Origin of the sequence: Pseudomonas sp. A34-9, assembly GCF_029543085.1 — a bacterium.
Classification (GTDB): Bacteria; Pseudomonadota; Gammaproteobacteria; order Pseudomonadales; family Pseudomonadaceae; genus Aquipseudomonas.
This window is the reverse complement of record NZ_CP119967.1, coordinates 1,730,793-1,744,737: the sequence shown is the minus strand read 5'-3', so window position 1 is coordinate 1,744,737 and position 13,945 is coordinate 1,730,793. Positions and strand designations below refer to the sequence as shown.

The window sequence follows — 13,945 nt, the reverse complement described above, 5'->3', positions numbered from 1 at the left end:
CGATGGCATATTTCGAGCACGAAGGTTGCAACCTGCACTACGAGGAATATGGCCACGGCACGCCGTTGCTACTGGTTCACGGGCTCGGTTCGAGCACTCTGGACTGGGAAATGCAGATCCCGGCACTGGCCGCGCATTACCGGGTGATCGTCCCGGACATTCGCGGCCACGGCCGTTCGGACAAACCCCGCGAGCGCTACAGCATCGCCGGGTTCAGCGCCGATCTGCTGGCGTTGATCGAACACCTGAAGCTTGGCCCGGTGCACTACGTCGGGCTGTCGATGGGCGGCATGATCGGCTTCCAGTTTGGCGTCGATCATCCTGACCAGCTCAAGAGCCTGACCATCGTCAACAGCGCGCCCGAGGTTAAAATACGCAGCCGCGACGACTACTGGCAGTGGTTCAAACGCTGGAGCCTGATGCGCGTGCTCAGCCTCGCGACCATCGGCAAAGCCCTTGGCGGCAAACTTTTTCCCAAGCCGGAACAGGCCGATCTGCGGCAGAAAATGGCCGAACGCTGGGCAAAAAACGACAAACGTGCTTATCTCGCCAGCTTCGATGCGATTGTTGGCTGGGGGGTTCAGGAACGACTTTCCCGAGTGTCCTGTCCAACGCTCGTCATCAGCGCCGACCGTGACTACACACCGGTGGCACTGAAAGAAACCTATGTAAAACTGCTGCCGAATGCGCGGCTGGTGGTGATCGCCGACTCGCGCCACGCCACCCCGCTGGATCAACCCGAACGCTTCAACCAAACGCTGCTGGAGTTCCTCGCCGCAGCCGATATTCAATCTCAGGATCACTGACCCATGTTGAAAAAACTCGCCCTCGCCGCTGGTACTGTGCTGTTCGCCGCCAACCTGATGGCTGCCACGCCGGCCAAGGCACCGCACGTGCTGCTGGACACCACCAACGGCCAGATCGAAATCGAACTGGATCCGGTCAAGGCGCCGATCAGTACCAAGAACTTTCTCGATTACGTCAACAGCGGTTTCTATACCAACACCATTTTCCACCGTGTAATCCCGGGATTCATGGCTCAGGGCGGTGGGTTCACTCAGCAGATGCAACAGAAAGACACCAAGGCGCCAATCAAGAACGAAGCCAGCAATGGTCTGCACAACGTTCGTGGCACCCTGTCGATGGCGCGCACCTCCAACCCTGACTCGGCCACCAGCCAGTTCTTCATCAACGTGGCTGACAACGCGTTCCTCGATCCGGGCCGTGACGCCGGTTATGCGGTGTTCGCCAAAGTGGTCAAGGGTATGGACGTGGTCGACATTATCGTCAACTCGCAAACCACCACTAAAAGCGGCATGCAAAACGTGCCTGTCGACCCTGTGATCATCAAGTCGGCCAAAGTCATCGACTAAGCTGTACAGGGCGTATCGAGCGGCGCTGGCCTGATCCCGCGCCGCTCACACCGATAAAAGGAGAGCCCGTACTCCGGGCGGTTATCTGATGCTCTATCGCCGTTTCGAACAACTGATCGACATATTCCGTGAAGCCCCGACGGCGTCTCCGCCGGACCGCGTTCTCCCCTTCTATACCTATTACCTCAAGCAGGTCTGGCCAAGTTTTGCCGCCCTGCTCGTCGTTGGCCTGTTCGCCGCGCTGATCGAAGTGGCGCTGTTCAGTTACCTGAGCCGCATCATCGACCTGGCACAAGGCACACCAAACCCGAATTTCTTCAGCGACCACGCCCTCGAACTGACGTGGATGCTGGTGGTTGCCCTGGTGCTGCGACCGATCTTCTTCGGCCTGCATGATCTGCTGGTGCATCAGACGTTAAGCCCCGGCATGACCAGCATGATCCGCTGGCAGAACCACAGTTACGTGCTCAAGCAGAGCCTGAATTTCTTCCAGAACGACTTCGCCGGCCGTATCGCGCAACGCATCATGCAGACCGGCAACTCGCTGCGTGACTCAGCGGTGCAAGCGGTGGATGCGCTATGGCATGTGGTGATCTATGCGATCAGCTCGCTGGTGTTGTTCGCCGAGGCCGACTGGCGCCTGATGATTCCGCTGCTGACGTGGATCGTCGCTTATATTGGCGCGCTGTATTACTTCGTTCCGCGCGTGAAAGATCGCTCGGTGGAAGCTTCCGACGCACGCTCGAAACTGATGGGCCGCATCGTCGACGGCTACACCAACATCGCCACGCTGAAGCTGTTTGCCCACACCAATTTCGAACAGCACTACGCCAAGGAAGCCATCGAAGAACAGACCGTCAAAGCGCGAATGGCCGGTCGCGTCGTCACCAGCATGGACGTGGTCATTACCGCCATGAACGGCTTGCTGATCGTCGGCACCACGGCGTTGGCCCTGTGGTTGTGGACGCAGTCACTGATCACCGTCGGCGCGATCGCGCTGGCCACGGGTCTGGTGATTCGCATCGTCAACATGTCCGGCTGGATCATGTGGGTGGTCACCGGCATTTTCGAAAACATCGGCATGGTCCAGGACGGTCTGCGCACCATCTCGCAACCGGTCAGCGTCACCGATCACGAGCAGGCCAAACCGCTGGACGTGGCCCGTGGCGAAGTGCGTTTCGAGCATGTGGATTTTCACTACGGCAAGAAGCGCGGGATCATTGGCGACCTCAACCTGAACATCAAACCGGGCGAGAAAATCGGTTTGATCGGGCCGTCCGGCGCGGGCAAATCGACGTTGGTCAACCTGCTCCTGCGCCTCTACGACGTTGAGGGCGGACGGATTCTGATCGACGGGCAGAACATTGCCGAGGTCGGCCAGGAAAGCCTGCGTGCCCGGATCGGCATGATCACCCAGGACACCTCGCTGCTGCACCGTTCGATCCGCGACAACTTGTTGTATGGCAAGCCTGACGCCACTGATGCAGAGTTGTGGGACGCGGTGCACAAGGCGCGCGCCGATGAGTTCATTCCGCTGCTGTCGGACGCTGAAGGCCGTACCGGGTTTGACGCGCATGTCGGTGAGCGCGGGGTGAAACTGTCCGGCGGCCAGCGCCAGCGCATTGCGATTGCGCGGGTGTTGCTCAAGGACGCGCCGATCCTGATCATGGACGAAGCGACTTCGGCGCTGGACTCGGAGGTCGAAGCGGCGATTCAGGAAAGCCTGGAAACCCTGATGCAGGGCAAAACCGTGATCGCGATTGCCCACCGCCTCTCGACCATTGCGCGGATGGATCGCTTGGTGGTGCTGGAGAACGGCAAGATTGCCGAGAGCGGCACCCATGCTGAATTGCTCGCTCACCGTGGGTTGTATGCACGATTGTGGGCACATCAGACCGGGGGGTTTGTCGGCATCGACTGACAGTTCTGCCCAACGCGAAACCTGTGGGAGCGAGCCTGCTCGCGAAAGCGGTCTGTCAGTCCCATTGATGTTGACGGATACACCGCTTTCGCGAGCAGGCTCGCTCCCACAGGGGATGTGCGCAGTCCCGACTGGATAAAACCGCCACAGCCCTTTAACCACGGGCGCTGGCGGTTTTTTTGTGCTTGGTGGAAATCCACCAAAAGCCTGCTGTACTCAGCCAAGGTTCCGGCACGGAACCTGTCGTAAGTCTGCAAGGACGCACAACTCGATGCAGTCTCGATAGCAGGGCTATCAAGGACGCCTCTCATGTCTCTGTTCAAACGTTCAGTCACTGAGTTGTTGGGTACGTTCTGGTTGGTATTGGGTGGTTGCGGCAGCGCGGTGATCGCCGCGTCTTCACCGTTGGGAATCGGGGTGCTGGGGGTGGCCCTGGCGTTTGGTCTGACGGTGCTGACCATGGCGTTCGCCATTGGCCACATCAGCGGATGTCATCTCAACCCGGCCGTATCGGTCGGCCTGTTCGTCGGCGGTCGGTTTCCGGCCAAAGAGTTACCCGCTTACATCATTGCCCAAGTGCTCGGCGCGATTCTCGCGGCGGCGCTGATCGCCCACATCGCCAGCGGCAAGGAAGGCTTCGACATCGCCGCAGGCCTTGCTTCCAATGGTTATGGCGAGCATTCGCCGGGCAAGTATTCGATGGCTGCGGGTTTTGTCTGTGAAGTGGTGATGACCGGAATGTTTGTGATCATCATCCTCGGTGCCACCGATAAGCGCGCGCCTCCCGGGCTGGCCCCGATCGCCATCGGCCTGGGCCTGACGCTGATTCACCTGATCTCGATTCCGGTGACCAACACCTCGGTGAACCCGGCCCGTAGCACGGGACCGGCACTGATGGTCGGCGGCTGGGCGATCGCGCAGTTGTGGATGTTCTGGGTCGCGCCGTTGATTGGCGCGGTGGTCGGTGGCGGGATCTATCGCTGGTTGGGCAAAGAGGAAATCTGAGGGGTGCCTGAGATTCCCTTGTAGGAGCTGCCGAAGGCTGCGATCGTTTGATCTTGATGTTCAAAAAACAAGATCAAAAGATCGTCCGATCGCGGCCCGAGCCTTCGGCAGCTCCTACAGGGGATTCAGGTTTGGCGGTAGGGCAAGGCGGTTTTCGCTTCTTCGGCATAGGCGAGGATGCCGGCGCGTTCCTGTTGCAGGAAATCTTTTACCGCTGCCTTCAGGCCCGGGTGGCGCAGGTAATGCCATGAATGGGTGATCACCGGTTCAAAGCCGCGAATCAACTTGTGCTCGCCCTGAGCACCGGCGTCGAAACGCTGAAATCCGTTGGCAATCGCGTAATCCATCCCCTGATAAAAACAGGTTTCAAAGTGCAGGCGATCGAACTCGGCCAGGCATCCCCAATAGCGCCCGTAGAAACTTTCGCCCCCCACCAGGCTGAAGGCCATCGCCACCGGCCGTGAGCCTTGTTTGGCCAGTACCACACGGATCGCTTCGGGCATGCGCTCGGCCAGCAGACTGAAAAACTCGCGCGTCAGGTATGGCGCCTGACGCCGCACCGCATAGGTATTGGCGTAACAGGCGTAGACAAAATCCCACTGCGCCTCGTCCAGCTCCCGCCCTTCCAGCCACTCAAATTCAAAGCCCTGCCCCGCCACTTGCTCGCGCTCCTTGCGCATCTGCTTGCGCTTGCGCGAGCTGAGCACGTCGAGGAAGTCCTGAAAGTCGCGGTAGCCGCGATTCTGCCAGTGATACTGACAGCCGATGCGTTGCAGCCAGCCCGGTTGTTCGGCCATCGCGGCGTCAGTAAAAGCGTCGGTGAAATTGATGTGCGCGCTGGAAAGCCCTTCGATCTCCAGGTAACCCGGCAGGCTCTTGAGCAGTTCGAAACCGTCTTCGACATTGGCCGCCAACAAACGCGGACCGCTTACTGGACTGAACGGCACAGCCGTCAAAAGCTTGGGGTAGTAATCGATGCCGGCGCGGGCGCAGGCGTCGGCCCAGCCGTGATCGAACACGTACTCGCCGTAGGAATGCCACTTGCGATAACTGGGTAACGCGGCGATCAGGCGATCATCTTCGATGTGCAGCAAATGCTCCGGCTGCCAGCCGCTGTGGGGGCCCACGCTGCCGCTGTCTTCCAATGCACTGAGAAAGGCATGGCGCAAAAACGGCTGGCTCTCAGGCACCAGCGCATCCCAGGTGGCCGGCGCGATTTGCGACAGGTTTTGCAGGCATTGCAACGGCATCAACAAGCTCTCCACAACAGGACTTCAGCGCCCGGCGAGTATCGCCGATTGCGCGGCATTGCACACCCGCAATCGGCCGACAGCGCTCTAGATCAATAGTTCAGGACCAATCGATATCGTCATCAACCTGCCATCACTGTGCCACTGCTCTGTCATAAACCATCGCGATACTGGCGCCTGTTTTTAGAGCGCCGGGTTCTACCCGGACACTGTTTTCCGACGTTCAAATCGTCGGTTGTGCCCGGGATGGTTCAGCCATCCCTCTCATCTTCGGAGATTGCTATGCGTCTTGCTTCCACGAAAACTGCGGCGGCCCTGTGCGGTGGCTTGTTGCTGGCCATGAGTGTTCCGGCCAGTGCTGCAGTCGACGCCAAACTGCTCGACATGCTCAAGGCTAACGGTTCCATTTCCCAGGCGCAGTACATCGAGCTGCAAACTGAACTGGCCAAGGATCAGAAGGCTCAGCAAATCGCGCAGCAGGCGCAGCAAGAGACCAACGAACAAGTCGCCGCCGTTGCGAAGAAAACCAACGAACAAAGCGTCTTCGACCAGAAACTGGCCTGGGCCGCGAAGACCCAGTTCAAGGGCGATGTGCGTATCCGTCAGGAAACCATCAAGATCGACGGCGAGCCGAACAACGGTGGCCGCGACAAGGATCGTCAGCGTATCCGTGCCCGCCTGGGTGCCTACACCGAGATCAACCCGCAGGTCGACACCGGCATCCGTATCGCCACCGGCGGCGGCGACGATGCCCGTTCGACCAACCAGGACCAGGACAACTACTTCGACAAGAAGCAGATCTGGCTCGACCTGGGTTACATCGATTACCACCCGGATCAGATCAAGAACCTGCATATCATCGGCGGCAAGATGCTCCAGCCGTGGGTCAGCATGGGCGACGTGATCTGGGACAGCGACATCAACCCGGAAGGTCTGGCCGTTACCTACAAATACCCGTTGGGCAGCAGCGCCGAACTGTTCGGCAGCCTGGGTAACTACAACCTCAAGGACAACGTCGATGGCGATGGCGTGCAATTCCGTCACGACCTGCGTCTGACCGCCGGCCAGTTGGGCAGCCGCTTCAACATCACCGACAACCTGAAAGTGACTCTGGGCGGTAGCGTCTACGCCTATCAGAACGACGAAGACAGCCGCTGCACCGGCACTTCTACACCGTGCGCGCTGGCCGTCAACGGCAACTCGGCGAACAACGAATTCCGTCTGTATGAGGGGTTCAGCCAGGTCGACATCGGCGGTCTGCCAATGCCCCTGTCGTTCTACGGTCAGTACGTGAAGAACAACGATGCGGTGACCGATCAGGACACCGCGTGGCTGTTGGGTGCCAAGTCGAAAGTCTTCGGCCTGAACCTCGATTACAACTATCGTGACGTGCAGCGCAACGCCGTGGTCGGCGCGTTCACCGACTCCGACTTCGCCAACGGCACCACCGGTTCCCGTGGCCACAAGTTCAAGGTCGGTTACGACATCGACAAGAACTTCGCCATTGGCGCTACGTACTTCCTGACCAAGGCCGACTTCGCCAGCCGCACCCAGCGTGACGCTGACGCCAACACCTTGCAGCTGGATGCGGAAGCCAAGTTCTAAAAACAGCAGTTGCAAGCCTCGAGCTTCAAGCTGCAAGTCAAAGCATTACTTGCAGCTTGAGACTTGGCGCTTGCAGCTGATTCTCTTATAGCCTGGTGCGGGCGGTACGATCCCCATCATCCGTTCGTTTCGCTCGCGCCGGGCTATTTCTGCAGGATGCAAAAAACCCCTGTAGGAGCTGCCGAAGGCTGCGATCTTTTGATCTTGTTTTTAAAGATCAAGATCAAAAGATCGCAGCCTTCGGCAGCTCCTACATTGAGCTATCTTTTCGGCGTTGCTCGGCCAGACGTTCGGCCAGCGCATCAACATCTTCTACAGGCTCCTCCGGCATCGCCTTCAAGGTCGCTTGCATCAAACGCATCTGACGAATGAAACGCCGACAGTTCGGGCAAAACATCAGGTGATGGCGCACCATCAGGTTTTCGCGAAAACTCAGTTCGCCATCGAGATAATCGCTGGAACGCGCCACTTGCTCCTTGCAGGTCAACATTCTCCTGTCTCCTCAAAATGCTCCACGGTCGCAAAGACCTTCAAACGTGCCCGATGCAGCAGCACGCGGACATTGGAGAGCGAGATCTCCAGAAGATTACAGATTTCTTCCAGCTCCAGACCCTGACGTTCGCGCAGCAGCAGCACACTGCTTTGCAGTTCCGACAGGCTCAACAGCGTGTGCTCCAGACATTCGCGCAGTTCGCCTTCGGTCAGCAGCGCTTCGGGGGTGTCCTGGTGCCAGGCAAATGGTGCGACCAGCCAATGGCCGTCGCCGGGCGAGAAACGGTCGTCATCAATGGTGCCGTGGGGCGACGGCAGATCATCCATCAACACTTCGCGGCGATTGAGTTTGTAACGGCTTTTGGCTGAGTTGGCGGTGATGGTCAGCAACCATGTCTTGAGACTGGAGCGGCCTTCGAAGCTGCCGAGATGGCGCACCACTGACAGCCAGGCGTCCTGGACTACTTCTTCGACGTGACGCTGGCCGACAATCGCATACGCGACGGCGCGCATCGCGCTCTGATACGTCGTGACCAGTTCCTTGAAAGCCTTTTGCTCGCCTGCCAGCAAACGTGCGAGCAGTTGGGTGTCGTCAGCCGCCATCCATCAATCTCCTTGTTCCGACATCGAAAATGACTGCGGCAGGATTCGCCGAAAGCGTCTCCTGCCGCGATTTCCGAAACTACAGCGTTGCAGCCGATTCGGATGTAGGAAAGATCAGCGCGATTAAGCGGAAATTAAACCGCTTTTCAACGTTTACGCAGAATCACGCTGCCGATCGAGTAGCCGGCACCAAACGAACTCAACACGGCCAGCGAACCGGCGGCCAGATCGTCCTGATATTTGTGGAACGCGATGACCGAACCTGCGGAACTGGTGTTGGCGTAGGTGTCGAGAATCACCGGCGCTTCTTCTTCGGTGGCTTCACGGCCCAGCAGCTTGCGCACGATCAGGTGGTTCATGCTCAGGTTGGCCTGGTGCAGCCAGAAGCGCTTCACGTCGCCGACGTTCAGCTGGTTCTCTTGCAGATGCTCGCCGATCAGTTCGGCAACCATCGGGCAGACATCCTTGAACACCTTGCGGCCTTCCTGCACGAACAGCTTGTCGCGGGTACCGATACCCTCTTCCGCTGCGCGGTTGAGGAAGCCGAAGTTGTTGCGGATGTTGTTGGAGAACTTGGTCAGCAGCTTGGTGCTGACCACGTCGAACTGGTGTTTGGAGGTCGCGGTGTCGGCGCGTTCGATGATCACCGCAGTCGCGGCGTCGCCGAAGATGAAGTGGCTGTCGCGGTCGCGGAAGTTCAGGTGCCCGGTGCAGACTTCCGGGTTGACCATCAGAATTGCCCGGGCCTGACCCAGTTGCACGGTGTTGGCGGCTTGCTGGATACCGAAGGTGGCCGACGAGCAGGCGACGTTCATGTCGAAACCGAAGCCTTGAATGCCCAGGGCTTCCTGGACTTCGATGGCGATGGCCGGGTAAGCGCGTTGCAGGTTGGAACAGGCAACGATCACACCGTCGATGTCAGCGGCGGTTTTGCCGGCGCGTTGCAGGGCCTGTTCGGCAGCGCCAATGGCCATCTGGCAGAGCACCGACCATTCGTCGTTGGAACGCTCCGGCAGGCGTGGGGCCATGCGTTGTGGATCGAGGATACCGTCCTTGTCCATGACAAAGCGGCTCTTGATGCCCGAGGCTTTTTCGATGAACGCGGCGCTGGATTCGGTCAGGGCCTGGACTTCGCCGCTGGCAATGGCCTCGGCGTTGTCGGCGTTGAACTGGGCGACGTAGGCATTGAAAGACTGCACCAGCTCTTCGTTGGAGATGCTGTTGGCCGGGGTGTACAGGCCGGTGCCGCTGATGACGACGTTATGCATGGTCGTTTCTCTAATCTGTTCAGGCAGAAAGTGCTGGAACCGTCGTACCAACACACAAAGGGTCTATTCCCATCCGGGGGACGCAAACCTGGCATCGCTTTATTCCGTCTCGCACCACGGCCGAAGGCTCTGGGTCGCGAAACCGGCGTTTATGGTCGCGAAGTTTGCCATAAACGCAGGCTTTTGGCGCCTTTCTCAAGCACAACCCAAATCCCAATGTGGGAGCGAGCCTGCTCGCGATTGCGTCGTATCAGTCGCTATTGCGTTAACTGACACTCTGCTTTCGCGAGCAGGCTCGCTCCCACAGGGTATTGCGCATGCCTCTAGATCACGGTTCGACCTGAGTCCACTGTTTGTTCAGACGTTTGTCGGAAATCGGCACTTTGGTCCCCAACTGTTGGGCAAACAGCGACACCCGGTATTCCTCCAGCCACCAGCGATACAGCTCAAGCTGCGGGTCGCGTTTGCCTTCCTGCGCATGTTTGGCGGCACGGGTCTGGTATTGCGCCCAGAGCCCGGCGAGTTCGCCGCTCCAGACGCGATCCTTCTGCACCTGCGCGCCGAGTTTTTCAAAACGCTGCTCGACCGCTTTCAGATAACGCGGCAACTCTTTGAGCCACTGCATCGGCATCTCGCGGACAAAGCCCGGATACACCAGATTATTGATCTGCTGCTTGATGTCATTCAGCGCCACGGCTTGTGCCAGGTCGATCTTGCCCTTGAAGCGTTTTTGCAGACCGTGCCAGAGCTTGAGAATCTCCAGCGTCAACCGGGCCACGCGCTCGGCGTGCTCGGTCCAACTGCCGCGTTTGCGTTCGGCCAGTGCCGCCAATCCGGCACCATCACGGGGCAACGGGTCTTCGCCTTCAAGAATGCAGCTGTCGAGGCTGGCCAGCAGGATGTCTTCAACCAGCGCATCAACGCGGCCCAGCTCGCGATAGAGCAAGCCCAGTTCGGTCTGCCCCGGCAACTTGCCGCGCAGGAACTTGGCCGGCTCCGCCAGTTGCTGCATCAACAACCGCTGCAACGCGCGGCGATGCTGGAACTCGGCCTCGGCCGGGGTCGAGAAGCGCCCTTCCTTGACCGTACCGCCCTCTTCGACCAGCGCCGGATACACCGTCATCGACAGCCCGGCGATCTTCTGCTGAGTCTTTTCCGCCACCGGCGCGAAGACTTTCGCCTCCACCGGTTGCTGGCTTTTCGCGCTCTGCGGCACGGCCAATGCAGCCTGACTGGCTTCGGCAAACCGCGCAGTCAGCTCGGCCAGATCGCGACCTTCTCCGAGGAATTTGCCCTGGCCATCGACGATTTCCAGGTTCATCCGCAGATGCCCTTCGACGCCTTGCTCAGCTTCTGCCCACGCCTCATCGCTGACCCGCGCGCCGGTCATGCGCAGCAATTCGCGGCCCAGTGCTTGCGGCAACGAACCTTCAGCAAAGGTCATGCGCTGCAAGGCAGCCTTGATGAAGTCCGGCACCGGCACGAAGTTCTTGCGCAAAGCTTTGGGCAGGTTGCGCACGAGGGCGATGCACTTGGCTTCGATCATCCCCGGCACCAGCCATTCCAGGCGCTCCGGCGGCAGCATCGGCAACAGCGGTGCCGGTACGCGCAGGGTCACGCCGTCGCGCGGGTGATTGGGTTCGAAGTGATAGGTCAGTGCCAGTTCCAGATCGCCGATGTGCAGCGTATCCGGGTAATCGCGCGCGGTGACTTCACTGGCCTCGCGGGCCAGCACGTCTTCTTCGCGCATGATCAACAGCTGCGGGTTCTTCTGGCTGTTGATGCGGTACCAACTGTCGAAGGTCGCGGTCTGGTGAATCTCCGCCGGCAGCCGCGCATCGTAGAACGCGTACAAGGTTTCTTCGTCGGCGAGAATGTCGCGGCGACGGGCCTTGGCTTCCAGTTCATCGAGCTGTTCCAGCAGTTGCTGGTTGGCCGTCAGGCACTTGGCTTTCGATTGAATTTCGCCACGCACCAGGCCTTCGCGGATAAACAGCTCCCGCGAAACCAGCGGATCCACCGGACCGTAATGCACCGGACGGCGGCCGACCACAATCAGCCCGAACAGGGTGATCTGCTCGAACGCCACGACCTGACCGCGCTTCTTCTCCCAGTGCGGTTCGAAATGGTTTTTCTTGATCAGATGCCCGGCCAGCGGCTCGATCCAGTCGGCGTCGATCTTGGCGACCATGCGCGCGTAGAGCTTGGTGGTTTCCACCAGTTCGGCAGTCATCAGCCATTGCGGGCGCTTTTTGCCGATGCCCGACGATGGGTGAATCCAGAAACGTCGCTGACGCGCGCCGAGGTAATCGCCGTCCTCGGTTTTCTGGCCGATCTGGCTGAGCAACCCGACCAACACCGCTTTGTGCAGTTTCGGATAATCCGCCGGCTCTTTGTTCAGGCTCAACTGCATGTCGCGGCAGATCAGGCTCAACTGGCGGTGAGAGTCACGCCACTCGCGCAGACGCAGGTAGTTGAGGAAGTTCTTGCGGCACCAGTTGCGCAGCGGGCTGGCCGTCAGCGCCTGGCGTTGCTCTTCAAAACCACGCCACAGATTCACCAGACCGGCGAAGTCGGAATCGGTGTCTTTCCATTGCGCGTGGGCCTGGTCGGCGGCTTGCTGGCGCTCTGGCGGACGCTCGCGCGGATCCTGAATCGACATGGCACTGGCGACGATCAGCACTTCCTGCAGGCTGCCGAGTTTCGCCGCTTCAAGCAGCATGCGGCCCATGCGCGGGTCCACCGGCAAGCGCGCCAACTGGCGACCGAGCGGCGTCAACTGACTGTTGCGATCGACTGCCGAGAGTTCTTGCAGCAGGTTGAAACCGTCGCTGATCGCCTTGCCATCCGGCGGCTCGATAAACGGGAACGCGGTGATCTCGCCGAGACGCAGATGGAGCATCTGCAAAATAACCGCCGCGAGGTTGGTGCGCAGAATTTCCGGATCGGTGAATTCCGGGCGACCGAGGAAATCTTCTTCGCTGTACAAACGAATGCAGATCCCCGGCTCAACCCGGCCGCAGCGACCTTTACGCTGATTGGCGCTGGCCTGGGAAATCGCCTCGATCGGCAAGCGCTGCACCTTGGCGCGATAGCTGTAGCGGCTGATGCGCGCAGTGCCGCTGTCGATCACGTAACGGATGCCCGGCACGGTTAGCGAAGTTTCGGCGACGTTGGTCGCGAGCACCACACGACGGCCCGGGTGCGACTGGAAAATCCGCTGCTGCTCCGCCGGCGACAGGCGTGCGTACAGCGGCAGGATTTCCGTGTGTTTGATTTGGGCCTTGCGCAGCATGTCGGCAGCGTCGCGAATCTCACGCTCGCCGGGCAGAAACACCAACACATCGCCGGGACTGCGGCGTTCGCTGCGCTCGTAAGCGGCGATTTCGTCGAGGGTGGCGAGGATCGCCTGATCGACGGTCAAGTCATCCTCGACGCGGTTGCCCTCCTCATCCTGCTCCAGTGTCAGCGGGCGATACCAGGTGTCCACCGGGAAGGTACGGCCGGAGACTTCAACAATCGGCGCGTCGTCGAAATGCTTGGAAAAGCGCTCCAGATCGATGGTTGCCGAGGTGATGATCACTTTCAGATCCGGGCGACGCGGCAGCAGGGTTTTCAGGTAACCGAGCAGGAAGTCGATGTTGAGGCTTCGTTCGTGGGCTTCGTCGACGATGATCGTGTCATAGCGTTCGAGGTAGCGGTCGTTCTGGGTTTCCGCCAGCAAAATACCGTCGGTCATCAACTTGATCAGGGTGCTGGCATCGCTCTGATCTTCGAAACGCACCTGATAGCCGACCAGCGAACCGAGCGGCGTGCCAAGCTCTTCGGCGACCCGGCTGGCGACGCTGCGTGCAGCGATTCGGCGCGGCTGGGTGTGACCGATCAGACCGTGCTGGCCGCGACCGATTTCCAGACAGATTTTCGGCAACTGGGTGGTTTTACCCGAACCGGTTTCACCGGCGATGATCAGCACCTGGTGTTTTTCCAGCGCCTTTTTGATCTCGTCGCGCTTGGCCGCGATCGGCAAACTGTCGTCGTAACGAATCACCGGCAGGCTGGCCTTGCGCGCCAGCACCTGATCACAGGACGCCTGCATGCGCGTCACCCACTGAGCCAGTTTGGCCTCATCGGGTTTCTTGCGCAGCTCAAGCAACTGCCGCCGCAGCCGGTGACGGTCGGCGAGCATGGCGTGGTCGAGGTTTTTCAGCAGTTTGTCGATGGAGGGCGATTCGTCGGTCATCGGGTAGGCAATTCGGTCGTCTATTTATGCAGGGGGCGGATTGTCGCAGATTTGGCGGATTTGTGGCGTGTCAGGGGGATTGCCGCCCTCTCCCGGAGGGAGAGGGGACCGATTGGGGGACGCATCAAAGGTACATCGACCTGAAATTACTTTACCGAATCCACAATCGCCAAAATCTTTCAGGTCAA

Annotated in this window: 10 protein-coding genes; 5 read left to right on the top strand and 5 right to left on the bottom strand. The window is 59.7% G+C overall.

Translation table 11 applies throughout. The features are described 5' to 3' along the window. The first annotated feature begins 2 nt into the window (after window positions 1-2). The 4 genes from P3G59_RS07775 (at window position 3) to aqpZ (ending at window position 4,299) form a co-directional block, all read left to right on the top strand. Window positions 3-806, top strand: coding sequence for an alpha/beta hydrolase (locus P3G59_RS07775; protein ID WP_277761108.1), 804 nt, complete (start codon window positions 3-5; stop codon window positions 804-806). Between the two features lie 3 nt (window positions 807-809). After that, window positions 810-1,373, top strand: coding sequence for a peptidylprolyl isomerase (locus tag P3G59_RS07770; RefSeq protein ID WP_122608913.1), 564 nt, complete (start codon window positions 810-812; stop codon window positions 1,371-1,373). A gap of 88 nt (window positions 1,374-1,461) precedes the next feature. Beyond that, window positions 1,462-3,294: an ABC transporter ATP-binding protein gene (locus P3G59_RS07765; protein ID WP_127926239.1), complete on the top strand. Its 1,833-nt coding sequence runs from the start codon at window positions 1,462-1,464 to the stop codon at window positions 3,292-3,294. 309 nt (window positions 3,295-3,603) lie between these two features. Continuing rightward, the gene (aqpZ, locus tag P3G59_RS07760; protein WP_277761107.1) at window positions 3,604-4,299 is read left to right on the top strand and encodes an aquaporin Z; all 696 of its coding nucleotides are present in this window, start codon (window positions 3,604-3,606) and stop codon (window positions 4,297-4,299) included. 125 nt (window positions 4,300-4,424) lie between these two features. On the opposite strand, the gene P3G59_RS07755 is transcribed toward aqpZ, so the two are convergent. Then, a complete protein-coding gene (locus tag P3G59_RS07755) occupies window positions 4,425-5,549 on the bottom strand; it encodes a GNAT family N-acetyltransferase (protein WP_277761106.1) in 1,125 nt (374 codons plus the stop codon). A gap of 282 nt (window positions 5,550-5,831) precedes the next feature. On the opposite strand from P3G59_RS07755, the gene P3G59_RS07750 reads away from it, so the two are divergent. Then, the gene (locus tag P3G59_RS07750; RefSeq protein ID WP_007914428.1) at window positions 5,832-7,154 is read left to right on the top strand and encodes a putative porin; all 1,323 of its coding nucleotides are present in this window, start codon (window positions 5,832-5,834) and stop codon (window positions 7,152-7,154) included. Window positions 7,155-7,404: 250 nt separating this feature from the next. Here the strand turns inward: P3G59_RS07750 and P3G59_RS07745 are convergent, their stop codons facing one another. From P3G59_RS07745 to hrpA, 4 genes are all read right to left on the bottom strand, one after another. After that, complete coding sequence (locus P3G59_RS07745; protein WP_277761105.1) at window positions 7,405-7,644, bottom strand: zf-HC2 domain-containing protein; 240 nt, start codon at window positions 7,642-7,644, stop codon at window positions 7,405-7,407. Then, a complete protein-coding gene (locus P3G59_RS07740) occupies window positions 7,638-8,249 on the bottom strand; it encodes an RNA polymerase sigma factor (protein WP_277761104.1) in 612 nt (203 codons plus the stop codon). Before P3G59_RS07740 ends, P3G59_RS07745 begins: the two co-directional genes overlap by 7 nt. Window positions 8,250-8,395: 146 nt before the next feature. Continuing rightward, window positions 8,396-9,517: a beta-ketoacyl-ACP synthase III gene (locus tag P3G59_RS07735; protein WP_277761103.1), complete on the bottom strand. Its 1,122-nt coding sequence runs from the start codon at window positions 9,515-9,517 to the stop codon at window positions 8,396-8,398. Between the two features lie 328 nt (window positions 9,518-9,845). Further along, window positions 9,846-13,757, bottom strand: a complete 3,912-nt coding sequence (hrpA, locus tag P3G59_RS07730) for an ATP-dependent RNA helicase HrpA (RefSeq protein WP_277761102.1) — start codon at window positions 13,755-13,757, stop codon at window positions 9,846-9,848. Between the last annotated feature and the right edge of the window lie 188 nt (window positions 13,758-13,945).

What these genes read in the sequence shown, in the direction of transcription:
- P3G59_RS07750 (WP_007914428.1), top strand. Translation starts at nt 5,832, where the DNA reads ATGCGTCTTGCTTCCACGAAAACTGCGGCGGCCCTGTGCGGTGGCTTG.
- hrpA (WP_277761102.1), bottom strand. Translation starts at nt 13,757, where the DNA reads ATGACCGACGAATCGCCCTCCATCGACAAACTGCTGAAAAACCTCGAC.
- P3G59_RS07745 (WP_277761105.1), bottom strand. Translation starts at nt 7,644, where the DNA reads ATGTTGACCTGCAAGGAGCAAGTGGCGCGTTCCAGCGATTATCTCGAT.
- P3G59_RS07755 (WP_277761106.1), bottom strand. Translation starts at nt 5,549, where the DNA reads ATGCCGTTGCAATGCCTGCAAAACCTGTCGCAAATCGCGCCGGCCACC.
- P3G59_RS07765 (WP_127926239.1), top strand. Translation starts at nt 1,462, where the DNA reads ATGCTCTATCGCCGTTTCGAACAACTGATCGACATATTCCGTGAAGCC.
- P3G59_RS07740 (WP_277761104.1), bottom strand. Translation starts at nt 8,249, where the DNA reads ATGGCGGCTGACGACACCCAACTGCTCGCACGTTTGCTGGCAGGCGAG.
- P3G59_RS07775 (WP_277761108.1), top strand. Translation starts at nt 3, where the DNA reads ATGGCATATTTCGAGCACGAAGGTTGCAACCTGCACTACGAGGAATAT.
- aqpZ (WP_277761107.1), top strand. Translation starts at nt 3,604, where the DNA reads ATGTCTCTGTTCAAACGTTCAGTCACTGAGTTGTTGGGTACGTTCTGG.
- P3G59_RS07735 (WP_277761103.1), bottom strand. Translation starts at nt 9,517, where the DNA reads ATGCATAACGTCGTCATCAGCGGCACCGGCCTGTACACCCCGGCCAAC.
- P3G59_RS07770 (WP_122608913.1), top strand. Translation starts at nt 810, where the DNA reads ATGTTGAAAAAACTCGCCCTCGCCGCTGGTACTGTGCTGTTCGCCGCC.